Raw genomic sequence first — 21,275 nt, forward strand, 5'->3', positions numbered from 1 at the left:
GAGCTATTCTTTGGTGATTTGTGGTGTGTGGTCTGGGGTTATGGTGGCATGCGGACACACTTTTCTTTACTTAACCCGGGCCGGGGCTCGCTTCATTAGCGAGACCCGGCCCCTTTTTCACGCCTGACCGCTAGTAATTAGCGGCGACGCTCCTGACCCAGCATGTGCACCTGGATCATATTGGTGTTGCCCGGGATTCCCGGTGGGGAGCCCGCGGTGACCACGACGAGGTCATCGTAGTTGTAGTTCTTCTTGCTGAGCAGGGACTCGTCCACCACGCGCATCATGTCATCGGTGGAATCGACGTCATTGGTGAGCAGCGTCTCGGTGCCCCAGGTCAGCGACAGCTGGTTGCGCACATCCTGCGAAGGCGTGAACACCAGCAGCGGCAGGTAGCTGCGCAGGCGCGCCACGCGCTTGGCGGTATCCCCAGAGGAGGTGAAGGCCACCAGGGCGCGCGCGTTGAGACGCTCGCCGATGTCCTTCGCCGCGTAGGAGATCACGCCGCGGCGGGTGCGCGGGCGGTGCGTCAGGGGTGGGGCCTCGCCGTCGTCCTCGGCGGCAACGACGATGCGGGACATCGTCTCCACCGTCGCAATCGGGTGCTTACCCACGGAAGTCTCGCCGGACAGCATGACCGCATCCGCACCGTCGAGCACGGCGTTGGCCACGTCGGAGGCCTCCGCGCGGGTCGGACGGGAGTTCTCGATCATGGAGTCCAGCATCTGGGTCGCCACAATCACCGGCTTGGCGTTCTCGCGGGCGATCTGGATGGCGCGCTTCTGAACCAGCGGGACGTCCTCCAGCGGCACCTCCACACCCAGGTCACCGCGGGCGACCATGATCGCGTCGAAGGCCAGGATGATCGGCTCCAGCGCGTCGACGGCCTCCGGCTTCTCCAGCTTCGCGATGACCGGCACGCGGCGGCCGACCTCGTCCATGATCTCGTGGACAAGCTCAACGTCCGCCGGGGAGCGGACGAAGGACAGCGCGATGAAGTCCACGCCCATCTTCAGGGCGAAGCGAAGGTCCTCGCGGTCCTTCTCGCTCAGCGCCGGCACAGAGATGTTCATCCCCGGCAGGGACACACCCTTGTTGTTGGAGACCGGGCCGCCCTCGACGACCTCGCAGACCACGTCGTCGTCCTCGACAGCCTTGCAGATCAGCGCGACCTTGCCGTCGTCGACGAGCAGGCGGTCGCCCGGCTGGGCGTCCCGGGCAAGGCCCTTGTACGTGGTGGAGACGCGGTCGTGGGTGCCCTCGATGTCCTCCACGGTGATGCGGACGGTCTCGCCGGTCGCCCAGTAGGTCTTGTCTTCGGCAAAACGGCCCAGGCGGATCTTCGGGCCCTGCAGGTCGGCGAGGATGCCGACCGGCTTGCCGGTCTCCGCCGAGGCGTCGCGAACCCACTGGTAATTCTGCTGATGATCAGCGTGTTCCCCATGGGAAAAGTTCAGACGCGCGACATTCATGCCCGCGTCGATCAGCCCGCGAATCGAATCCTTATCGGCCACAGCCGGGCCGAGCGTACATACGATTTTTGTTCTTCTGCTCACAGCTCCCCAGAATAGCCAGGAGCAGCCTACCCCCGCTACATAAGGGGTAATTGGGGCGTGTTTTTACTCCGACGCGGCAGAAAGTTCGGCGTTGCCGCGGACGTACTCGGGAGTTTCCCGACGTCGGTTCCGGGTCGCCCAGAACAAGATGGCAGCCGACACAAACGCCACGGCAGAGACCACCACGTTGATGCGGACGTCCCCGAAGACCGTCGTCGCCGGATCGGTGCGCATCATCTCAATGAAGAAGCGACCCAGGGTGTAGCCAGCCACGTAGAGCATGAACACCCTGCCGCCACCCAGCCGGCGGGTGCGGTCGATGTAGACCAGCAGGCAGACGATGAGGATGTTCCACAGCATCTCGTAGAGGAAGGTGGGCTGGACGGTGGCGATGACCTCCCCGGTGGAACGCCCCGTGACGGGCGCGAGGTACCCGGATTCGTCGACGCGGCGGTAGATCTCCAGGGCCAGCGGGCCGTCAGCGGGACCGCCGTAGAGCTCCTGGTTGAACCAGTTGCCCAACCGGCCGATGGCCTGTGCCAGCAGGATGGTGGGCGCGATGGCGTCCGCGAAGGGCATCAGTGGGAGACGCTTGAACTTAAACAGCAGCGCCACGGCCACCCCACCCAGGATCACCGCGCCCCAGATGCCGAGGCCACCGTTGGTGATCTTCAGCGCATCGACGGGGTTCTTCCCCGGCCCGAAATACTTATCGTGGTCGGTGATGACGTGATAAATCCGCCCGCCGATGATGCCCGCGGGTACGGCGACGAGCAGCGCGTCGACCACGACTTCCGGGTCACCGCCACGATCGGCGTAGCGCTTCCGCGACCAGAAGTACGCCACGACGATGCCCGTGAGGATGCACAGGGCGTAGGCACGCAGCGGGAAGCTGCCCAGGTACCACACGCCCTGCGGGGGCGAAGGAATCGCGGCGAGCAGCATGGTGTCCGTCGCACCCATCATGCGTGGCTGCTCCCCTACGCCTTGGCGCGCACGCCGGCGGCCAGGTCTGCTGCGACCTCCACCAGGGTGCCCTGCTCCGTGGCGTTGATGAGGGCGGAGCCCACGATCACGCCGTCGGCGAAGGCTGCGATCTGCGCGGCCTGCTTGCCGTCGCGAACGCCCAGCCCGACGGCCACCGGCAGGTCGGTGACCTTGCGGCAGCGCTCCACGAGCTCCTGGGCCCCCTTGTCGACCTCGTCCTGGGCGCCGGTGACACCCATGTGGGAAGCCGCGTAGATGAAGCCGCCACCGGCGTTCGCGGTCATCTCCAACCGCTCCATCGTGGTCGACTGGGCCGCCAGGTAGACCGGATCCAGGTCGTGCTCATCGCAGGCGGCCTTCCAGCGGCCAGCCATCTCCGGAAGCAGGTCCGGGATGATGCTGCCCAGGCCACCGGCCTCAGCGAACTCGGCGGCGAAGCGCTCCGGGCCGTACTGCAGCACCGGGTTCCAGTAGGTCATGACCACGCAGTTCGCGCCGGCTTCGGTGGCCCGGCGAACGACCTCGATGGTGTCCTTGACCTTGAAGCCATTCTCCAGGGCGATATCCGCGGCGTGCTGGATCGTCGGGCCGTCCATCATCGGGTCCGTGAACGGGATGCCCACCTCGATGAGATCCGCGTGCTTGGACAGCTCGATGATGTTCTCGACGGACTCCTCCACCGTCGGGAAACCTGCCGGGTAGTAGGCGACGAACGCCGCCCTCCCCTCGGCCTTGGCGTCCTTAAAAATCTGCTCCAGGCGGCTCATTTAGTTTCCCTCCTTCGCGAACCACTTCGCGGCGGTCGCGACGTCCTTATCGCCGCGGCCGGAGACGTTGACGATGATCAACGGGTTATCCTCGCGCTCGGCGTACTTGATAGCAGCGGCCACACCGTGGGCGGACTCGATGGCCGGCAGGATGCCCTCCAAGCGGGTCAGCAGGCGGAAGGCCTCCATGGCCTCGGCATCGGTGATGGCGAAGTATTCCGCGCGCCCCTCGGCGTGCAGTGCGGAGTGCTCAGGGCCCACACCCGGGTAATCGAGCCCGGCGGAGATGGAGTGCGACGGGATGATCTGGCCGTCCTCGTCCTCCATCAGGTCGGAGTAGGAGCCCTGGAACACGCCCTGGCGACCCATGTTGATGGGTGCTGCGTGACGGCCGGTGTCCATGCCGTCGCCCGCGGCCTCGGCGCCGATCAGCGCGACGGACTCGTCCTCGATGAACCGGTGGAACAGACCGATGGCGTTCGAGCCACCGCCCACGCAGGCCACGACGGCGTCTGGGAGGCGACCAGCGCCCTGAAGGATCTGCTCGCGGGCCTCGGTGCCGATGATGCGCTGCAGGTCGCGCACCATCTGCGGGAATGGGTGCGGGCCGGCGGCGGTGCCGAAGCAGTAATAAGTGTCGTCCGCGTTGGCCACCCAGTAGCGCATGGCCTCGTTAATCGCGTCCTTCAGCGTAGCGGAGCCGAGCTCGATCTCCACGACTTCCGCTCCCAGCAGCTTCATCCGGGCGACGTTCATCGCCTGGCGCTGGGCGTCCACTGCACCCATGTAGATGCGGCATTCCAGGCCGAGCAGCGCACACGCGGTGGCGGTCGCGACGCCGTGCTGGCCGGCGCCCGTCTCAGCGATCACGCGGGTCTTGCCCATGCGCTTGGCTAGCAGGGCCTGGCCGAGCACGTTGTTGATCTTGTGGGAACCCGTGTGGTTGAGGTCTTCACGCTTGAGCCACACCTCTGCACCCACGTGCTTGGAGAATCGCTCTGCGTAGTACAGCGGGGACGGTCGGCCCGAGTAGTTGCGGTGCAGATCGTCGAGCGTTTCCAGGTACTCCGGATCGGTCTTCGCCTTGCCCCAGGCGTCGGTGATCTCATCGATCACGGCCATGAGGGCCTCTGGGATATAGCGGCCACCGAAGTCGCCCCACTGCCCGAGATTATCGGGCTCGTGGTGGGTCGCGGTGCCGATCACTTCGCCGGCGGTGGGAAGTGCTTGTGCTGGGCTTTTCTTTTTATTGCTCACGAGTTCCAACTTACCTGGCTGGGGTTATGCGTTTTGCTTGGAGCCGGTCGGGCACGCCGGGTGCTGGCCCGCCACCACGAGGGCCTTGGCGGCCGCACCCGGGTCGTCGGCGGTCACGAGCCCCTCGCCCACGAGGACAGCGTTTGCGCCGTGGCGGGCGTACTCGATCAGGTCGTGCTTATCGCGCACACCGGATTCCGCGATCTTCACGATGTGATCCGGGATCAGCGGGGCGATGCGACCGAAGACGGACATATCGACCTCGAGGGTCTTGAGGTTACGGGCGTTGACGCCAATGACCTTGGCACCGGCAGCGACCGCGCGCTCGACTTCGTCCTCCGTGTGGACCTCGACGAGGGCGGTCATCCCCAGCGACTCGGCGCACTCCAGGAGCCCGGTCAGCCGCTCCTGCTCGAGGGCTGCAACGATGAGGAGGATGACGTCCGCGCCGTGGGCCCGTGCCTCGTAGATCTGGTACGGGTTGACGATGAAGTCCTTGCGCAGCAGCGGGATATCTACGTTTGCGCGCACAGCGTCGAAGTCGGCCAGGGAGCCGTTGAAGCGGCGCTCCTCGGTCAGGCAGCTGATGACGGCGGCACCGTTCTTGGCATAGGCCTTGGCCAGCACCTCCGGCTCTGGGATCGCGGCCAGCGCTCCCTTCGAGGGGCTGGAGCGCTTGACCTCAGCGATAACGCTCACATCCGGACCGGAGAGAGCAGCCAGCGCGTCGAGCGCGGGCGGGGCGTCCAGTGCACGGGCCTTGATCTCCGCCAGCGGCACCTCCGCTTCACGGCGAGCCTGGTCCTCGAGAACTCCGGCGATGATCTCATCCAACACTGTTGCCATGTCGGCCTAACCTTTCACGATCGCTGTGTCGATGGTCACAACATTATCTACGCGTCGCGCTGGCACGAAATCCTGCCGCCCCCGCTGACGCTGGTTACGCCCGTTCCTCGTCCGTGGGGTCCACTCCCGCGTCGAGGGCATCCCACAGCACCCGGCCGGAATCCGGGTTTTCCGTCAGGTCTTGCTTGGCTCCCTCGCGCCGACGTTCCGGGGTCTCATAGCGGCTATAGCCACTGTCCGAGCCCCCGGGCTTCATCGCGAGGATCACTCCGCCACACACGCCGAGAATGGCGACGATGACGGTGAGCAGGACGGGCAGGTTGTGCACTTCCGCGGACACCACCTGGGCCCAGGCGGAGATCTGCTCGGGGTTGCTGGAATTCTGCGTGGCCACGCCAGAGCGCAGCAGCTGCTGGGCACGGTAGAGATCCGGCTCCGCACCCACGAGCTGCACGGCCCGGAAGCTCGCGCCAGCGGACAGCAGTGCGATGAGCACTCCGATGATACGGCGGACCACTGGCGGGACTGCCATCGTCGCGATCAGCGCGGCCATCATCGCCAGCGCCAACGGCGTGCCAGCCGGATCCCACACTGCACCCACGAGCTCGTGGGTGGACTCGCCGGACTTGTCGTCGAAGACCTCCGCGGTCAGCCAGTTCATGCGGCCGAAACCCCACACGCCGGCCGCTGCCAGGATCACCAGCAGTTGGGCCAGCCCACGAATGCGCTTCTCAGTCTTCGTCATGCCCTTCTTACCTTTTTCGTCAACGTCGTTGGCCGGTCGCAACCTAGAGCTTGCGCAGCGTCTCCGCTGCTGCCACGGCGCGCAGCACGGCCGCGGCCTTGTGCTGGCACTCGCGGTCTTCCGCCGCCGGGTCGGAATCCGCAACGATACCCGCACCGGCCTGCACGTACACGGTGCCGTCCTTGTAGAGCCCGGAGCGGATCGCGATCGCCTGGTCGGTGTTGCCGGAAAAATCGAAGTAGCCGACCGTGCCGCCGTAGATACCGCGGCGGGTGTCCTCGAGGCGGTCGATGATGCTCATCGCGGATGGCTTCGGGGAGCCAGACAACGTGCCCGCCGGGAAGGTCGCGGCCGCAGCGTCCACGGCCGTCTTACCCTCCGCGAGCTCGCCCGTCACGCCGGAAACCAGGTGCATGATGGCGCTGTAGCGCTCGATGTGGCGGAAGTCGTGTACCGCCACCGAGCCAGGCTTCGAGATCTTGCCAACGTCGTTGCGGCCGAGGTCCACGAGCATCAAGTGCTCGGAGTTCTCCTTCTCATCGGCCAGCAGCTCCCGCTCGTTGGCCAGGTCCTCCTCCGGGGTGGCCCCGCGGGGCCGGGAACCGGCGATCGGATGGGTGCTGATGTGCCCATCTTGCACGCGGACAAGGGACTCCGGCGAGGAGCCGACGATCCGGAACGCGGTCTGCGTGAAGTCCTCGTTCGGGATGTTCATCAGGAACATGTACGGGCTCGGGTTGGTGCGTCGCAACATCCGGTAGATGTCCAGGGCGGGCACGTCCGTATCAATCTCGAATCGCTGGCTCAGCACGATCTGGAACGCGTTCCCTGCCCGGATGTGCTCCTGGCACTGCAACACGCGCTCCCGGTACACCTCAGAAGTCTGCTGGCGACGGACCTGCGGCTCGGCTGTGGCGTCGTAAGTGTGAACCCCGCCCGCGGTCGCGCCGGAGAGCTTGCCGAGCATGTCCTCGATGCGGGCCACGGCGTCGTCGTAGGCGGCGTCCACGTGCTCCGGTGAGTTATTCCAGTTCACGGCATTGGCGATGAGCCAGATGCTGCCCTCGTGGTGGTCCACGACCGCCAGGGTGTCGACGAGCATCTGCACCAGGTCGGGGACGTCCAGGTCGTCCTCGCAGGTATCCGGTAGCTGCTCGATGTAGCGCACCATGTCGTAGCCCAGGTAGCCGACCAGGCCACTAGTCAGTGGTGGTAGGCCCGGCATCGGGGCAGTGTGCAGGGCCTCGAGGGTGGCGCTGATCGCAGCGAGCGGGTCCTCGGCGGCGGGCAGGTCCTCGGGGGCCTGGCCGATCCAGCGGGCGTCCTTGCCCTTGGCAACCAGGGCGGCGCGCGCCCCGGTGCCGATGATGGACCAGCGGCTCCAGGACTTGCCACTCGGGGCGGATTCGAAGAGGAACGTGCCCGGCCGATCCTCCGCGAGGACGCGATAAGTGTTCAGGGTGGACAGCCCATCGGCCAGCACCTTGTACACCACCGGAACCACGCGGTGTTCCGCCGCCAGGGCGCGGAATTCCTCGCGGGTCGTCATCTGCTGGAAATTCCCCTGCGCTGTAGCCATGTTCTAGAGCAACCTATCCGAATCGAAGCAGGTGGTGGTTCCGGTGTGGCACGCCGCACCGGTCTGATTGACCTTCAGCAGCACCGTGTCGCCATCGCAGTCCAGCCGTGCCTCCACGACTTCCTGCGTGTGCCCGCTGGTCTCCCCCTTGACCCACAGCTGCTGCCGGGACCGGGACCAATACGTGCCCTTGCGGGTGGCCAGGGTCAGAGCCAGGGCCTCGTCGTTCATCCAGGCCTGCATCAGGACGTCCCCGGTGGTCGCGTCCTGGACGACGGCGGCGACGAGCCCGTCAGCGTTGCGCTTCAGCCGCCCGGCGATGGCGGGGTCGAGGGCTGCAGAACTCAACGGCGCACCTCGTAATCCTCCGCGAGAGCGTCCTTTACTTCGCGAATGCTGACCTCGCCGAAGTGGAAGATACTGGCCGCCAGGACCGCGTTCGCACCGGCCGCAACGGCTGGCGGGAAGTGGCTGGCTGCACCCGCGCCACCGGAGGCGATGACGGGGATGGACACGACCTCGCGCACCGCGGCAAGCATCTCGGTATCGAAGCCGTCCTTGGTGCCATCGGCGTCCATGGAGTTGAGCAGGATCTCCCCCACGCCCAGTTCCTCGCCCTTCTTGGCCCAGGCCACGGCGTCCAGGCCGGCGGACTTGGTGCCGCCGTGCGTGGTGACCTCGTAGCCGGAGGGCTGGTCATCGCAGCGGCGGGCGTCCACGGAGAGCACGACGCACTGGGCGCCGAAGCGGGTGGACAGCTCGCGGAGCAGCTCCGGGTTCGCCACCGCAGAGGAGTTCACGGAAACCTTATCTGCGCCCGCCCGCAGCAGGGCGTCGGCGTCCTCGACGGAACGAACCCCGCCGCCGACGGTGAGCGGGATGAAGATCTGATCCGCGGTGCGGCGGACGACGTCCAGCATCGTGCCGCGGCCCTCCTTGGACGCGGAGACGTCCAAGAAGGTCAGCTCGTCGGCGCCCTCTTCGTCGTAGCGCTTCGCGAGCTCCACCGGGTCGCCGGCGTCGCGCAGGTTCTTAAAGTTCACGCCCTTGACGACGCGGCCGTTCGCCACGTCCAGGCATGGAATGACGCGCACACTGACGCTCATTGAATTCCACCTCGGTCCATGATCTCCTGCGCGGTGCGCGCAGCGGTGCCGATCGGCACGTTTTGAATGTGTTCCAGCAGGGTGGCGTGCACGTCCGGCTCCCCGGCCACCAGGCCGGAGACACCCGGCCGCCACGGATTGCCCGCGAAGTCGGTCGCCACGCCACCGTTGGCCTCCACGGCCAGGATGCCTGCCGCGTTATCCCACAGGTTCGGGCTGAATGTCACCGTGCCGCCGAAAACACCGGCGGCGGTGAAGGCCAGGTCGATGCCCACCGAGCCGGTGACGCGCATGCGCGGATAGGACTTGCCGATCTCGTTGAGCATGTCCTGGCGGTAGGAAATCGGCAGGTTGCCGCGGCGCTGGGACAGGATCGAGCCGAAGCTGATCTGTGTCACGCCCGCGTCCGAGGGTGGCATCGGCCGGGCGGGGTTGCCGTCCACGAACAGGCCGTGGCCCTTGTGCGCGGTGATGCGGCGGCCCAGCAACGGCATCTCGGTCACCGACAGCAGGGTCTCACCCTGGTGGATCAGGGACACGAGGATGCAGCAGAACGGGTTGCCCACCGCGTAGTTCGCGGTGCCGTCGATCGGATCAACGACCCAGAAGGTCTCCGGCTCCTCGTCGATGAGTTCCCGACGACGCCGACGCGGGCCGTCGAGGGCGTCCGCGCTCTTGTCACCGGGATTGTATTCCGGCACTTCGCCCGGCAGCTCGCCCGGCATGACGGTCCCATACTCCTCGCCGTGAACCGGGAAGCCGGTGTACTGGCTCAGCAGGTTGCGCAGCTGCCGTTCCACCTTGAGGTCGGCCTCGGTGGCGAAATCGCCGGGGCTCTTGATGACCTCGGGATCCGCACCGACGGCGGCCGTGAAGGTGGCCTCGGCTTCGTCGACCGCGGCTTCGGCGATGGCCAGCAGCGCGCGGGTGTCGAGAGATTCTGTCATCAGTCCTCCTGACCGCGGGCGACCCGCAGCGCCTCCTCGAGCGTGAACTTGCCTGCATACAGTGCCTTACCAACGATGGCCGAGTCCACGCCCTCGTTGACGACGGCGGCGAGTGCTCGGATGTCGTCCAGGCTGGAGATACCGCCCGACGCGACGACCGGCGCGGACGTTGCCGCCGAAACCTCGCGCAGCAGCTCGACGTTCGGTCCGTTGAGCATGCCGTCACGGGAGACATCGGTGACGACGAGGCGGGACACTCCCTCGGCGTCGAGGCGCTCCAGGACCTCCCACAGGTTGCCGCCGTCGCTGGTCCAGCCACGGCCGCGCAGGCGCCACTCGCCGTCGACCTCACGGGTGTCCAGGCCGATGGCGACCTTGTCCCCGTGCTCCTGGATGATCTTCTTGCACCACTCCGGGTTCTCCAGCGCGGCGGTGCCGATGTTGACGCGCTCGCAGCCGGTGGACAACGCGCGTTCGAGGGAGGCGTCGTCGCGGATGCCGCCGGAGAGCTCGACCTTCAGGTCCATCGCCTGGGTGACCTCCCGGATGATCTCGAAGTTGCTGCCCCGGCCGAAGGCAGCATCGAGGTCGACGAGGTGAATCCACTCGGCCCCGGCGTTCTGCCAGGCCATGGCGGCCTCGATCGGCGCGCCGTAGCTGGTCTCCGTGCCGGCCTCGCCCTGGACGAGGCGGACGGCCTGGCCCTCGGAGACGTCGACGGCGGGAAGGAGAGTCAAAGCGGTGGTGTTGTTGTGGGACATGTTTTTCACTTTCTCGCCACGGGGTGGATTTAGCTATTAAAGGATCAGTGTAGCCCCGGCCTGCCGGCGCAGTGCCGGGACCGTGCAACTAGAGGGTTGTGACCCAGTTGCGCAGCAGGTGCGCGCCCGCGTCGCCGGACTTCTCCGGGTGGAATTGGGTGGCCCACAGCGGGCCGTTTTCCACGGCTGCGACGAAGCGGCAGTCCTCATGCTGGGCCCAGTGGACCAGGGGCGCGCGGGTCCGGCCGTCGGTGTGCAGCTCCCACTCCTGGACTCCATAGGAGTGGACGAAGTAGAAGCGCTCGTCGGCTGGGAGGCCGTCGAACATCTGGCTGCCCGCGGGATCGACGTCCACGGTGTTCCAGCCCATGTGGGGCAGGATCTTGGCGTCGAGGCGACGGACAGTACCCGGCCACTCTCCCGCGCCCTCGATCTCCGAGCTGCCGTGGGCGCCGTCGGCGAACTCCACACCGTGCTCGAAGAGGATCTGCATGCCCACGCAGATGCCGAGTACCGGGCGGCCGCCGGCGAGCCGCTCCCCGATTAGTCGGGCCCCCTGGACCTTGCGCAGGCCCGTCATGCAGCTGGCGAACGCCCCCACGCCGGGCACGAGTAGGCCATCGGCGTTCAGCACCGTCTTCGGATCGTTGGCGACGGTGACTTCGGCCCCGGCCCGCTCGATGGCGCGCTGCGCGGAGCGGATGTTGCCACTGCCGTAGTCCAACAGCGCGACGCTGGGCCGCCGCCCACCGGTGGCCTTAAGGGTGCCCTCTTCAGCAGGGGCGGCTGTGCTGGAATTCGCTTCTGTGGACTGTGTTTCCATAGCCCGCATTGTACCCGGGCGCCTACCGGCGACGAACGCGCACCCGGTTGGTCACGCGGCGCAGACGGGTACGGACGTTTCCGGTGTCCACGACGCGGTGCTGGCCCATGAAGCGGTCCAGGATGACCAGCCCCAGGCCGACGAGGATGACGATGCCCGCACCGATGAAGGCGCCCTGGAAGGCGAAGCTGGAGGCCACGATGCCCAGCAGGATCGAGCCGACACCGGTTCCGGAGTCGAAGGACATGTTCCACAGGGCGGAAGCCTCGGCGGAGCGGTCGCGCGGCAGGCGGTAGAAGAGCAGCAGCAGCGCTTCAGACTGCGCCAAGCCAAAACCGGCGCCGAAGATCGCGGCGGTCAGCAGGGCGCAGGCCACCAGCAGCCGGCCGGTGGGTTCCATATTGATGGTCAGGGCTGCTCCCAGCACACCGGCGAGGGCGAAGATCAGCGAGGCAACGGCCAGGGTGCCGGGCTCGCCTTTGCGGTCGGACCACCAGCCGGAGAACGCACGCGCGATCGTCTGCGCCGCGCCCATCACCGCCAGGGTGAGGCCGGCGACTGTGGCGGCGATGGCGGGATCGATCTTGGCGGCGGCGGGCGCCAGGAAGTTACTGAACGCTGCAAACCCCACGGCGGCGACACCGATGAGCAGCCCGGGCACGGTCGCCAGCTTCCAGGTGGCAACCATCTGGGTGGCGGGCTTTTCAACCTCGGTGGTTTCGTGGGTGGCCTCGGTGACCTCCTTGGATTCCACCGGGAGCCCCAGCGCGGCGGCCGCGCCGACCACGGCGTAGACGGCGGCCAGGACGTAGACCGCGGAGCCGTAGTTGTCATAAACCCACATGCCCAGCGGGAAGCCGATGAGCTGGCCGCTTCCCACGAAGACCCCGAAGACACCGCTGGACCGGCCCAGCAGGTGCAGCGGCACGAGGTCGGCAATCAGCGCGGCTTCCGTCACCGTGACGGCACCGAAGCCGATGCCGCGGATGATAGCCACGGCGATCACGGCCGCATTGGACAACGAGCCGATGTGCAGCAGCGCGGGAAGGCCGAGCAATAAGCCGGCCGTGGCCATGACGGGGAAATAGCCTACTTTCCGCAGGATCCTTGGGGTGAAGTACTGGGTCGCCACGGTGGCCCCCATGAAGATGCCGGTACTAGCACCGGCCATCGTCTCGGATCCCCCAGCTTCAATGATGGCCAGCGGGATCACCGGCAGGAGGATCGCCCACCCGCCGAAGGCACAGAACACCGAGATCAACGTGGCTTTGAGCCCCGGGGCCTGCCACACGGATTCGATCTTGGCGAGCTCTGCCGCCGGGAGTGCCTTCGGGCGAATAGGCAAGGTCATCCTTCCTTCCTCCGTACGTGGTGCGCACGGGGTTGAAAATCTGCTGGTCTCTATCGGCGACGGGTCTCTCACCCGCCCAGGCCGCACGGCTGGGGCGCGTGCGGCTTAAATCCTACAAGGCACCCTTGGTCGACGGGATGCCGGTGACGCGCTCGTCGCGCTCCACGGCGGCACGCAGTGCGCGGGCCACGGCCTTGTACTCCGCCTCGGTGATGTGGTGCGGATCGCGGCCATAGAGGCAACGCACGTGCAGGGCGATCCGGGCGTTCAGGGCCAAGGTTTCGAAGAAGTGCTGGTTGATCACGGTGGCATAGTGGCCGCCGATGACCGTGTGCACCATGGCATCTGGCTCACCGGTGCCAACGTAGTACGGGCGACCCGAGACGTCGACGGCCGCATGAGCCAGGCACTCGTCCATCGGGATGAACGCATCACCGAAGCGGCGGATGCCGGCCTTGTTCCCGAGCGCCTCGCCCAGTGCCTGGCCCAGAACGATGCCAGTGTCCTCGACGGTGTGGTGGGCGTCGATCTCGACGTCGCCGACTGCCTTGACCTCAAGGTCGAAGGAGCCGTGGGCACCGAGTGCGGTGAGCATGTGGTCGAAGAAGGGCAGTCCGGTGGAAATGTCGGTCTTACCGCTGCCGTCCAGGTTGATGCTCACCGAGATGTCGGACTCGCTGGTCTTCCGCTGGGCGCGTCCGATCCGGCCCTCGAAGGTGTTGCTCATAGTTAGTTCTTTCCTTTCACTGCTGCCGCTGCGGCCAAGAAGGCGTCGTTTTCTTCCGGCAGGCCGACCGTCACGCGCAGCCAGCCGGGGATGCCGACGTCGCGGATGAGGACGTCCTGGTCCAAGAATGCCTCCCACGTGCGGTGACTGTCCTGCAGCCCACCGAAGAAGATGAAATTGGAGTGCGAGTCGACGACCTCATAGCCGAGTTCCTTCAGCTCGGCGGCAACCCGGTCGCGCTGCTCGCTGAGGGTGGCGACGGTGGCCAACGTATCCTCCCGGTGGCGCAGCGCCACGCGCGCGGCGGCCTGGCTCAGCGTCGAGAGGTGGTACGGCAGGCGCACCAGCATGACTGCCTCGATGAACGCCGGGTCGGCCACGAAGTAGCCCAGGCGACCACCGGCAAAGTCGAAGGCCTTGCTCATCGTGCGGGAGACCACGAGCTTGGCCGGGTAGTCCGCCAGCAGCGTGCAAGCGCTCGGCTCGTCGGAGAACTCGGCGTAGGCCTCGTCGATGATGACGATCCCCGGTGCGGCGTCGAGGATGCGGCGAATGTCCGCCAGCGGGGTGATCCCACCGGTCGGGTTATTCGGCGTCGTGACGAAAACGATGTTCGGCTGGTGCTCCTCAATGGCCGCCACAGCCTTGTCGACGTCGATCGCGAAGCCCTGGGCGGGGTCGCGGTCAATGGCGATGAACTCGGTCTGGGTGCCTGCCGCGAGGATCGGGTGCATGGAGTAGCTGGGCACGAAACCCAGCACGCTGCGGCCCGGCCCACCGAAGACCTGGAGGAGCTGCTGCAGGATCTCGTTGGAGCCGTTGGCCGCCCACAGATTGTCCTTGGTGACCGCCACGCCTGTCTGGGCGGTGATGTACTCGGCCAGGTCCTCGCGCAGCTCGACGGCGTCGCGTTCCGGGTAACGGTTTAGCCCAGCACCGAGCGCGCGGACCTCGGCGACGAGGTCCTCAACGATGGCCTCGCTCGGCGGGTAGGGGTTTTCGTTCGTGTTCAGCTGGTTCTTGACGGTCAGCTGGGGCGCGCCGTAGGCAGACTTGCCCTGGAATTCTTCACGGATCGGGAGATTAACCACGGTTGGTCCAATCTGGGTTGGTGCGGGCCTTGATTGCTTCCCCGTGGGCGGGGAGGCGCTCGGCGTCCGCGAGGGCGATCACGGTCTCTGAGACGTCCTGCAGGGCCTGCTCACTGTAGTTCACGACGTGCACGGACTTGAGGAAGGTGTGGGTGGACAGGCCCGAGGAGTGCCGGGCGCTGCCGCTGGTCGGCAGGACGTGGTTGCTGCCCGCGGCGTAGTCGCCCAGCGGCACCGGGCTGTACGGCCCGATGAAGATCGCACCGGCGTTGATGATCTTCTTCGCGGTGCCGGTGTCGTCCTTCGTGTGGATCTCCAGGTGCTCGGCGGCGTAGGCGTTGGCCACGCGGATCGCCTCTTCCTCATCGCCGACGAGCACGATGCCGCTCTGCTGGCCCTGCAGGGCCTCGGCGACGCGCTCGGAGTTGTGGGTCACCTGGTAACGCTCGGCGATCTCGCGGTCGACCGCGTCGGCGAGCTGCTCGGAGTTCGTGATCAGCACGGAAGCCGCCATCGGGTCGTGCTCGGCCTGGCTGATCAGGTCATAAGCCACCTGCACCGGGTCGGCGGACTCGTCGGCCAGGACCGCGATCTCAGTGGGGCCTGCCTCCGCGTCGATACCAACGACGGAGCGGCACAGGCGCTTGGCGGCGGTGACGAAGATATTGCCCGGGCCGGTGATCATATCCACCGGCTCCAGATCCTCGTCGCCGTAGGCCAGCAGCGCGATGGCCTGCGCGCCGCCCACGGCCCAGACCTCGTCCACGCCCAGCAGCTTGCAGGCCGCGAGGATCGTCGGGTGCGGCCAGCCGCCATTATCCGCCTGCGGCGGGGAGGCCACCACGAGGCTGCCGACGCCGGCGGCCTGGGCAGGAACGGCGTTCATGATCACGCTGGATGGGTACACGGCCTTGCCACCCGGGACGTACAGGCCCACGCGCTCCACCGGGATCCATCGCTCGGAGACCACGCCGCCTTCGGCGATCTCGACGTCCTGGTCCTCCGGCCGCTGCGCTTCGTGGAAGGCCCGCACCCGGCGGATCGCCTCCTTGAGCGCGTCCAGGACTTTCGGCTCCAGGGTGTCAAGGCTCTGATCGATGACCTCGGCCGGCACCCGGAGGCTCGCCGGGACGCAGCCGTCGAACTGCTGGGAGTACTTATTCGCCGCCGCCACGCCGTGGGCCTTGACGTCCTCAACGACGGGCGAGACGGTCGGCAGCACCGCATCAATATCCGTGCCGCCGCGGGGCAGCGCCCGCCGAAGCTGCGCGGTGGTGGGTGTGGTGCCTCGAAGATCAATGCGCTGGAGCATGCCAGATCCTCTCCCTTAAAGGGGCTAAAAATGGTGGGTTGCTAGGGTGATCCTTATTCTAATCAAGCCAGGTTTTCCGGAGGTTCATGGGGCATGCCACTGACTTTGAACGCATTGTTGGCCGATAGCGCCCACGATGTCGCTCAGGGGCGCACGGCCTGGCGGCAGATGAGCGAATTCGCCCGCTTCCACTGGCTCGCCACCGCCGAGGACGTCAGCCCCGAGCTCGTCGGCGAGTTCTACTTCCTGCGCGCCGGGGCCGCAGATGTGATGGGGATGACCGACGAGGCCATCGCCGCGCTCGGCGAGCTCAACACCTGGGCGGACAGTCGCGGGGACGATGCGCTCACGCTCGTCGGCAAGGCTCACCTGGCCTTCCACGCGCTCAACCAGGATGAGCCCTCTGTGTACCCGCTCGGCGAGCCCGAGGACCGGCTGCGCGCTCTGCTCGAGGACTTCCATGCCTGGCGCCCCACCCCGGATTCCCCCACTGTCGGCGAGGAACCGACCATTCGCGGTGAGAGCATCGACCGCCCCGATGCGGTGAAGCTCGCCACCGCCGCCACGACCGCATACTCGGTGGCCGTGAATGTCAGCGAGCAGCTGGCAGAGGTCTTCGCTGGGCTGGTGCGCCGCTTCGGCACCGCCTACCCCACCGAGGCAGACCGATTGCTCTGGTACGCCCAGCGGCACTGGTTCTCCGGCCGCAAACAACAGGCCTATGCCCTGGCCAGCGAGGTGCTGAGCAGCTCAGACACCACCTCGGTCTCCCGCTTCGACGCCCACGACATGCTGGGGCACTTTGCACTTTTGGAAGGCGACGAGGCAGGCGTGGCTGAGCACTGGGCACGCTGCGTGGAGCTGGCTCGCATCATGGATGCCCCGGTCATCGCGATGCGTCACGCGGAGCTCACCGCCCGCGTGTACTTCTCCCAGGACCGCGCGGGAGAGGCCTGGCAGCTCTCACATGACATGGTCACCTGGGTCGACGGCGTCCCCGTCGGCCCCATCCTGCTGGATTTGCAGGAGGTCATCGCCCAGTCCGCCTTCGAAAACAACCTCTTCGAGGAGGCCTGGGACACCGCGCGGTCGGTGATCCACTGGTCGGAGATGACCCCCAATGACCAGCGCACCGCCTCCTGCTACGCGATCGCCACCTTCGCGGGCCTGCGCCTGGGGCTAGCCGAAGAGGTCTTCGACCTGCAGCACCGCCGGGCGGAGTTGTTGAAGGCATCCGGCCGGCTGCTGGATGCCGCCGAGGTCTTCCAGACTCTGGCCTACCTCGACGAGGACGCCGCGACCGCGTACCTCCGCCGCTCCTGGGAGCTGATCGAGGCCAGCCAAGAGGAGGGCAAGGAGTGGCACGTCGCCGAGTGGCTGCTCACCATGGCCCAGTTCGCCGAGGGCGGGGCGGCCGTGGACTTCGCGCGCCGGGCGACTAGCGCCTTCGAGCGGTTGGGGCACCCGGTCAAGGAGGCCTTCGCGTTACTGGCGGAGGCTCGCGCCCAGCTGGCGATGGGGGAAACTGACCTGGCGCGACAGGCCTACGCCCAGGCAAACGTGGCCATGCCCGCGGAATTCGCGCGCCCCGCAGAGCTCGACGCGGTATTCACGCAGGTCAAAGAGGAGCTCGGCGGCTAGTTCTCGGCCGAAGCCGCACTATCGCTGAAGGTCTCACTGTCGCTCATCACGGACGCGCACCAGTAGAAGACCAGGGCGATGGTCATCGGCAGCAGCAGCGCGGTCAGCGAAATATCGGCGCTGGCCAAGTGGAGAACGTCCCCCGGGGCGGGGTGCCCCTCGGGCAGGGTATTCATCCAGCTGGTGATCCGCGCCCCAATCGCGAAGGCCCACCAGGTGCCGGAGAACACCACGAGCGTGGTCCACATCATCATGGCCGGTCCGCGCGGTTTGGTGAGGAAAGACCAACCGGCGACGGCGAAGGCCAGCAGGCCGGTGACGATAACGAAGCACGCAAAGCCCACGAAGCTGGCATCTTCGGTGCCGGGCACGGGGTCGAGTGCACCGTTGGCGGTCACCTCGACGTCAACGGTCGGGTGCCACAGCCCCCACAGCACACCGACAACGCCGTAGGTCAGCATCGCGAAGAGGAATACCGCGGAGACCGGCTGCGCCTTGCGTGCGATGCTAGCTAGCCGCAAAACTTCCAGCGCCCGCCTTCCTTGACCAGGTCAATCGGCGCTGGCTGGGACTGGCCCTGTGCGCTGGCGGTGGTCTCGACGCGCGCGGTGTTGCCGTTGACCTGCACGCTGTTGATGTTATCGATCCGCGGGATCAGGTTCAGGCCGGTCCCGGCGAGGTTGTTCGCTGCCTCGTCGAAGGCGCCGTCGCCAACCTCGTTGCGGACGCGCTGGCAGGCGTTGTCACGGCGGTAGTTCATGTAGGCGTGCGGGTTGTTGACGTGGGCGTTCATGCCCATGACGAGGTCGCGGATCTCCTTCTCGTCGTTCCCCGCGTTGCCCTGCGCCGGGGCACCACCCGGCGCCTTGGGCTGCTCCTTCGCCTGCTCCTGCTGGGCCTGCTTGGCGGCCTCTGCCTTCTTGGCCTCTTCCTTCTTGGCCTCAGCCCGCTTCTTCTCGGCTTCTGCCTTCTTCTTTTCCTCCGCCTTCTTCTTTTCGGCGGCCTTCTTCTCCTCAGCCTTCTTTTCTTCGGCCTTCTTCTTGTCCTTGTCCTCGGACTTCTTCGCGTCGGCCTGCGAGGTGGTGGTCGAGGTGGACTTCTCGTCCTTCGACGCTTCCTCTTCCTTCGAGCAAGCGGACAGGGCGAGCCCTGCTGCCAGGCACACCGCGAGGGCGCGCCGTCCAGAGCTGGAAACTGCTGAGATCTTCATAGCTTTAGAAGCCTAGTCGCTCGCGTGTCCTGTGCCTAGCTCGATCGGGTAGCGTCGAAGCCATGACGGACTCCTCGATCACCATCACCAGCGACGGCATTCAGGTCCACCGTTCGCTGCTCGCCCGCTCCCTCTCCCCCGATCTGGCCATCGCACCGGAGCAACTGCTGGGTTGGCGCATCTCGGCGCCGACGGCCAGCTCGCCGGGGTGGTTGCACTTCCTGCTTGCTGGGGCCAGCACCAACGGCTTCATCCGCAGCTTCGATGAGGCACGCCTGAACCCGGCCACCGTGCACTTCTTCCCCGGCGAGGCGGAGATGCTGACCGAGATCGACGAGCAACTTTCCCGCCTGCAGGCCGGTTTCGACGTCGACGTCGCGACCATCGATGCCGCAGAGTGGTCGGCCTCCTTCGAGTCGGACGCCCCAGCGGCGGGCAGCTCCGCAGCACCAGCGGCCGCGCCGACGTCGTCGTCGACAAAGAAGACAGCGAAGAAGAGCGGCAACCGGCGCGCCCCCTGGGACCGGGTGGCCACACCAGACAAGGTGCCGAAGCAAAACACTGAAGCGGACGTGGACGGCCCCGTGTTCGGCGAGACGGTCGTCATCACCGGGGACGTGGATCCCTACTCCAAGGGCGAGGTCTGGGACATGCTGGCCGATGCTGGTGCGATCGTCGCGAAGAACGTGACGAAGAAGACCACCCTGCTGATTCTCGGCGAATGGGCGACGGTGACCAGCAAGGAGAAGCGCGCCCGGGAGCTGCAGGAACAGGGCCAGGAGCTGGCGATCTGGACCTTCGAGGAACTGCTTCACAAGCTGGGAGTGCAGGACTAACTCCCCGGCGCGGTGGGTGGCTCCCCCAAGAATTTTTGGGGTTTTCGCCGTTTCCGGGAACCAAATGGGCTCGCGCGTTGTCTAACACTGTCATGATGAGCACAGTGACAACGCGTAGAACAACGCACAGAACCAGGACCACGATCACGGCTGCCGCGGAGGTGGCCACGCAGTGCACGGCCGGGCCGGCGGGCCCTGCGAGCAAAAGCCTGCCCGGGGTGGCTCGGCTGACCCGCCTGCCGGAGGCCTGCTATAGCCGCCCGGTGCGGGTGCCGGTGGGGTCCGGCTTCACCGCGGAGCTCCCGGAGTTCTCGGAGAAGGATTATCACACGCTCCTGCAGCTGTGGGGTGAGACTGCAGACAGCATCAGCGAGGTGGTGGGCGAATCCGGCGAGGCCTACCGTGTCCACCGCCTCGACTCCCGGGATTATGGCTGGGTGGAGCTCACCGGTTCCGCGGGCGCCCCGCCGCCGACCGCGATGCTGACCCACCCGAAGCTGGCTCAGGGGCTCGCGGAACGGATGGAAAGGGTCTTGGACGGGGTGGCGGCGTTCTACGTCGCCGGCGAGCGCGTGCAGGTCTGCCCGCTGCCATTGGCTATCGATCGCCAAGACTGGCACGGCCCCTTCGACCTGCGCACCGGTTTCTGCGTGGCCTTCGACTTCCTCTAGAAACCGCTCTCCGCGGCCTCGCGAACCGTGGCTTAGACTCTGGGTCATGGGAAACTCCACCTCACCAACCGCCAGCACCATCGCCCAGGCGCTGAAGGACTACGACACCTGGCTCGATGAGCACCCCGCCGCCGAGCGCGAAACGAAAGAGCTCGTTGCCGCCGCGCTCGACGACGCGGGGATCAGCTTCGACCAGGTCTCGGTGAGGCTGAAGGACCGCTCCAGCTTCGTCGCGAAGCTGAAGAACCCCAACTACCCGGAATATCAGGGCTTCGCGAGCGCCCACGACATCGTCGGCATCCGGGTGACCACCTTCCACTCCGGCGAGATCGAGCAGCTGCTCGCGGCGGTGAGCACCATCTTCGCCATCGACACCGTGGTCGATAAGGCCGCCGAAACCGCCAAGAGCGGGCGCTTCGGTTACGCCTCCCACCACGTGATCGGCTACTCAGAGCAACTCGGCCGGCGAGTGGAGGTGCAGCTGCGCACCGTGCTGCAGCACGCGTGGGCCGAGTTCGAGCACGATATGCGCTACAAGAACCCGGAGATGTCCGGCAACCCGGAGGTGGACCGGGCTTTCACGCTGGCCGCAGGTCTCATCGAGCTCGCCGACGAGCAGTTCGACAAGATCGCCCGCATCGTCGACGCCCGCACGCAGGAGCAGGACGCCACCGAGCTCGACACCCGCTCGCTGCCGGGCCTGCTCACCCGCCTGCTGGGCAACTCCTACCCCACCTCGCGGGCGGATTATTACGGCTGGGCGATCGCGATGCTGGCTGCCCACGGCATCACCACCGTCGCGGAGCTCAAGGAGCTGCTGGACCCGGAGCGCATCGCCGCGCTCAACGAGGCGATGGCCTATCCCTTCGAGCCCGGGCAGGTGCGCCTCATCGACGACCTGTTGCTGTTTACCTACGGCCGGGATCATATTCGGCGCACCGTGCACATCGGGGAGAATATCGAGACCCGCCCTGGGCGCCTCGGCAACCGTTGGCAGCAGCTGGGCCAAAAGGTCTACTCCCCCGGCACACGCGACTGAACGCACTGGTTCCCAGTTGTTGC

General features: G+C 66.7%; 22 protein-coding genes. 4 read left to right on the top strand and 18 right to left on the bottom strand.

All coding sequences use genetic code 11. The features are described 5' to 3' along the window. Nucleotides 1-137: 137 nt before the first annotated feature. The 16 genes from pyk to hisD all read right to left on the bottom strand — a co-directional run bounded on the left by pyk (nt 138) and on the right by hisD (nt 15,855). Complete coding sequence (gene pyk, locus QP140_RS01660) at nt 138-1,556, bottom strand: pyruvate kinase (RefSeq protein ID WP_070758086.1); 1,419 nt, start codon at nt 1,554-1,556, stop codon at nt 138-140. Nucleotides 1,557-1,619: 63 nt separating this feature from the next. Then, nucleotides 1,620-2,522, bottom strand: a complete 903-nt coding sequence (gene lgt, locus QP140_RS01665) for a prolipoprotein diacylglyceryl transferase (RefSeq protein ID WP_070758084.1) — start codon at nt 2,520-2,522, stop codon at nt 1,620-1,622. Nucleotides 2,523-2,536: 14 nt separating this feature from the next. Continuing rightward, entirely contained in the window at nt 2,537-3,310 is a 774-nt protein-coding gene (gene trpA, locus QP140_RS01670; RefSeq protein WP_148812013.1) for a tryptophan synthase subunit alpha, read from the bottom strand. Beyond that, nucleotides 3,311-4,567, bottom strand: coding sequence for a tryptophan synthase subunit beta (trpB, locus tag QP140_RS01675; protein WP_284757758.1), 1,257 nt, complete (start codon nt 4,565-4,567; stop codon nt 3,311-3,313). It abuts the gene before it with no gap. Nucleotides 4,568-4,591: 24 nt separating this feature from the next. Further along, nucleotides 4,592-5,413 carry an indole-3-glycerol phosphate synthase TrpC gene (gene trpC / locus QP140_RS01680; protein ID WP_070758079.1) on the bottom strand — a complete coding sequence of 274 codons (822 nt, stop codon included), beginning with the start codon at nt 5,411-5,413 and terminating at the stop codon, nt 4,592-4,594. Between the two features lie 94 nt (nt 5,414-5,507). Further along, a complete protein-coding gene (locus QP140_RS01685; RefSeq protein WP_284757759.1) occupies nt 5,508-6,158 on the bottom strand; it encodes a TIGR02234 family membrane protein in 651 nt (216 codons plus the stop codon). Nucleotides 6,159-6,201: 43 nt separating this feature from the next. Continuing rightward, the gene (locus QP140_RS01690) at nt 6,202-7,737 is read right to left on the bottom strand and encodes an anthranilate synthase component I (protein WP_284757760.1); all 1,536 of its coding nucleotides are present in this window, start codon (nt 7,735-7,737) and stop codon (nt 6,202-6,204) included. 3 nt (nt 7,738-7,740) lie between these two features. Next, nucleotides 7,741-8,085: a phosphoribosyl-AMP cyclohydrolase gene (gene hisI / locus QP140_RS01695; protein ID WP_070761913.1), complete on the bottom strand. Its 345-nt coding sequence runs from the start codon at nt 8,083-8,085 to the stop codon at nt 7,741-7,743. Further along, nucleotides 8,082-8,843: an imidazole glycerol phosphate synthase subunit HisF gene (gene hisF / locus QP140_RS01700; protein ID WP_070758071.1), complete on the bottom strand. Its 762-nt coding sequence runs from the start codon at nt 8,841-8,843 to the stop codon at nt 8,082-8,084. Before hisF ends, hisI begins: the two co-directional genes overlap by 4 nt. Further along, a complete protein-coding gene (locus QP140_RS01705; RefSeq protein ID WP_070758069.1) occupies nt 8,840-9,790 on the bottom strand; it encodes an inositol monophosphatase family protein in 951 nt (316 codons plus the stop codon). Before QP140_RS01705 ends, hisF begins: the two co-directional genes overlap by 4 nt. Then, a complete protein-coding gene (gene priA / locus QP140_RS01710) occupies nt 9,790-10,551 on the bottom strand; it encodes a bifunctional 1-(5-phosphoribosyl)-5-((5-phosphoribosylamino)methylideneamino)imidazole-4-carboxamide isomerase/phosphoribosylanthranilate isomerase PriA (protein WP_284757763.1) in 762 nt (253 codons plus the stop codon). The genes QP140_RS01705 and priA overlap by 1 nt, the downstream gene beginning before the upstream one ends. Nucleotides 10,552-10,639: 88 nt before the next feature. Continuing rightward, complete coding sequence (hisH, locus tag QP140_RS01715; protein WP_284757764.1) at nt 10,640-11,383, bottom strand: imidazole glycerol phosphate synthase subunit HisH; 744 nt, start codon at nt 11,381-11,383, stop codon at nt 10,640-10,642. A gap of 13 nt (nt 11,384-11,396) precedes the next feature. Then, complete coding sequence (locus tag QP140_RS01720) at nt 11,397-12,725, bottom strand: MFS transporter (protein ID WP_284757765.1); 1,329 nt, start codon at nt 12,723-12,725, stop codon at nt 11,397-11,399. Between the two features lie 112 nt (nt 12,726-12,837). Further along, entirely contained in the window at nt 12,838-13,452 is a 615-nt protein-coding gene (gene hisB / locus QP140_RS01725) for an imidazoleglycerol-phosphate dehydratase HisB (RefSeq protein ID WP_070761909.1), read from the bottom strand. Between the two features lie 2 nt (nt 13,453-13,454). Beyond that, nucleotides 13,455-14,555: a histidinol-phosphate transaminase gene (locus QP140_RS01730; protein WP_284757989.1), complete on the bottom strand. Its 1,101-nt coding sequence runs from the start codon at nt 14,553-14,555 to the stop codon at nt 13,455-13,457. Then, nucleotides 14,536-15,855: a histidinol dehydrogenase gene (gene hisD / locus QP140_RS01735; protein WP_284757766.1), complete on the bottom strand. Its 1,320-nt coding sequence runs from the start codon at nt 15,853-15,855 to the stop codon at nt 14,536-14,538. Before hisD ends, QP140_RS01730 begins: the two co-directional genes overlap by 20 nt. 93 nt (nt 15,856-15,948) lie before the next feature. Here hisD and QP140_RS01740 point away from each other — a divergent pair, with 93 nt between their 5' ends. Next, on the top strand, nt 15,949-17,496 hold the full coding sequence (locus tag QP140_RS01740) for a hypothetical protein (protein ID WP_148812029.1): 1,548 nt from the start codon (nt 15,949-15,951) through the stop codon (nt 17,494-17,496). On the opposite strand, the gene QP140_RS01745 is transcribed toward QP140_RS01740, so the two are convergent. Both QP140_RS01745 and QP140_RS01750 read right to left on the bottom strand, forming a co-directional pair. Further along, nucleotides 17,493-18,017: a hypothetical protein gene (locus tag QP140_RS01745; RefSeq protein WP_284757767.1), complete on the bottom strand. Its 525-nt coding sequence runs from the start codon at nt 18,015-18,017 to the stop codon at nt 17,493-17,495. The two genes, QP140_RS01740 and QP140_RS01745, sit on opposite strands and share 4 nt — an antisense overlap. Next, nucleotides 18,008-18,706, bottom strand: a complete 699-nt coding sequence (locus QP140_RS01750) for an Rv0361 family membrane protein (RefSeq protein WP_284757768.1) — start codon at nt 18,704-18,706, stop codon at nt 18,008-18,010. The genes QP140_RS01745 and QP140_RS01750 overlap by 10 nt, the downstream gene beginning before the upstream one ends. A gap of 62 nt (nt 18,707-18,768) precedes the next feature. Here QP140_RS01750 and QP140_RS01755 point away from each other — a divergent pair, with 62 nt between their 5' ends. From QP140_RS01755 to QP140_RS01765, 3 genes are all read left to right on the top strand, one after another. After that, nucleotides 18,769-19,542, top strand: coding sequence for a BRCT domain-containing protein (locus QP140_RS01755; RefSeq protein WP_284757769.1), 774 nt, complete (start codon nt 18,769-18,771; stop codon nt 19,540-19,542). 218 nt (nt 19,543-19,760) lie between these two features. Continuing rightward, nucleotides 19,761-20,213 carry a hypothetical protein gene (locus QP140_RS01760; RefSeq protein ID WP_284757771.1) on the top strand — a complete coding sequence of 151 codons (453 nt, stop codon included), beginning with the start codon at nt 19,761-19,763 and terminating at the stop codon, nt 20,211-20,213. A gap of 46 nt (nt 20,214-20,259) precedes the next feature. After that, a complete protein-coding gene (locus QP140_RS01765) occupies nt 20,260-21,252 on the top strand; it encodes a GTP pyrophosphokinase (protein ID WP_284757774.1) in 993 nt (330 codons plus the stop codon). Nucleotides 21,253-21,275 lie beyond the last annotated feature (23 nt).

It is taken from the genome of Corynebacterium sp. UMB9976, assembly GCF_030212265.1.
Taxonomy (GTDB): Bacteria; Actinomycetota; Actinomycetes; order Mycobacteriales; family Mycobacteriaceae; genus Corynebacterium.

What these genes read in the sequence shown, in the direction of transcription:
- lgt (WP_070758084.1), bottom strand. Translation starts at nt 2,522, where the DNA reads ATGATGGGTGCGACGGACACCATGCTGCTCGCCGCGATTCCTTCGCCC.
- trpA (WP_148812013.1), bottom strand. Translation starts at nt 3,310, where the DNA reads ATGAGCCGCCTGGAGCAGATTTTTAAGGACGCCAAGGCCGAGGGGAGG.
- trpC (WP_070758079.1), bottom strand. Translation starts at nt 5,413, where the DNA reads ATGGCAACAGTGTTGGATGAGATCATCGCCGGAGTTCTCGAGGACCAG.
- QP140_RS01685 (WP_284757759.1), bottom strand. Translation starts at nt 6,158, where the DNA reads ATGACGAAGACTGAGAAGCGCATTCGTGGGCTGGCCCAACTGCTGGTG.
- QP140_RS01690 (WP_284757760.1), bottom strand. Translation starts at nt 7,737, where the DNA reads ATGGCTACAGCGCAGGGGAATTTCCAGCAGATGACGACCCGCGAGGAA.
- hisF (WP_070758071.1), bottom strand. Translation starts at nt 8,843, where the DNA reads ATGAGCGTCAGTGTGCGCGTCATTCCATGCCTGGACGTGGCGAACGGC.
- QP140_RS01705 (WP_070758069.1), bottom strand. Translation starts at nt 9,790, where the DNA reads ATGACAGAATCTCTCGACACCCGCGCGCTGCTGGCCATCGCCGAAGCC.
- priA (WP_284757763.1), bottom strand. Translation starts at nt 10,551, where the DNA reads ATGTCCCACAACAACACCACCGCTTTGACTCTCCTTCCCGCCGTCGAC.
- hisH (WP_284757764.1), bottom strand. Translation starts at nt 11,383, where the DNA reads ATGCGGGCTATGGAAACACAGTCCACAGAAGCGAATTCCAGCACAGCC.
- QP140_RS01720 (WP_284757765.1), bottom strand. Translation starts at nt 12,725, where the DNA reads ATGACCTTGCCTATTCGCCCGAAGGCACTCCCGGCGGCAGAGCTCGCC.
- hisB (WP_070761909.1), bottom strand. Translation starts at nt 13,452, where the DNA reads ATGAGCAACACCTTCGAGGGCCGGATCGGACGCGCCCAGCGGAAGACC.
- hisD (WP_284757766.1), bottom strand. Translation starts at nt 15,855, where the DNA reads ATGCTCCAGCGCATTGATCTTCGAGGCACCACACCCACCACCGCGCAG.
- QP140_RS01740 (WP_148812029.1), top strand. Translation starts at nt 15,949, where the DNA reads ATGCCACTGACTTTGAACGCATTGTTGGCCGATAGCGCCCACGATGTC.
- QP140_RS01750 (WP_284757768.1), bottom strand. Translation starts at nt 18,706, where the DNA reads ATGAAGATCTCAGCAGTTTCCAGCTCTGGACGGCGCGCCCTCGCGGTG.
- QP140_RS01755 (WP_284757769.1), top strand. Translation starts at nt 18,769, where the DNA reads ATGACGGACTCCTCGATCACCATCACCAGCGACGGCATTCAGGTCCAC.
- QP140_RS01765 (WP_284757774.1), top strand. Translation starts at nt 20,260, where the DNA reads ATGGGAAACTCCACCTCACCAACCGCCAGCACCATCGCCCAGGCGCTG.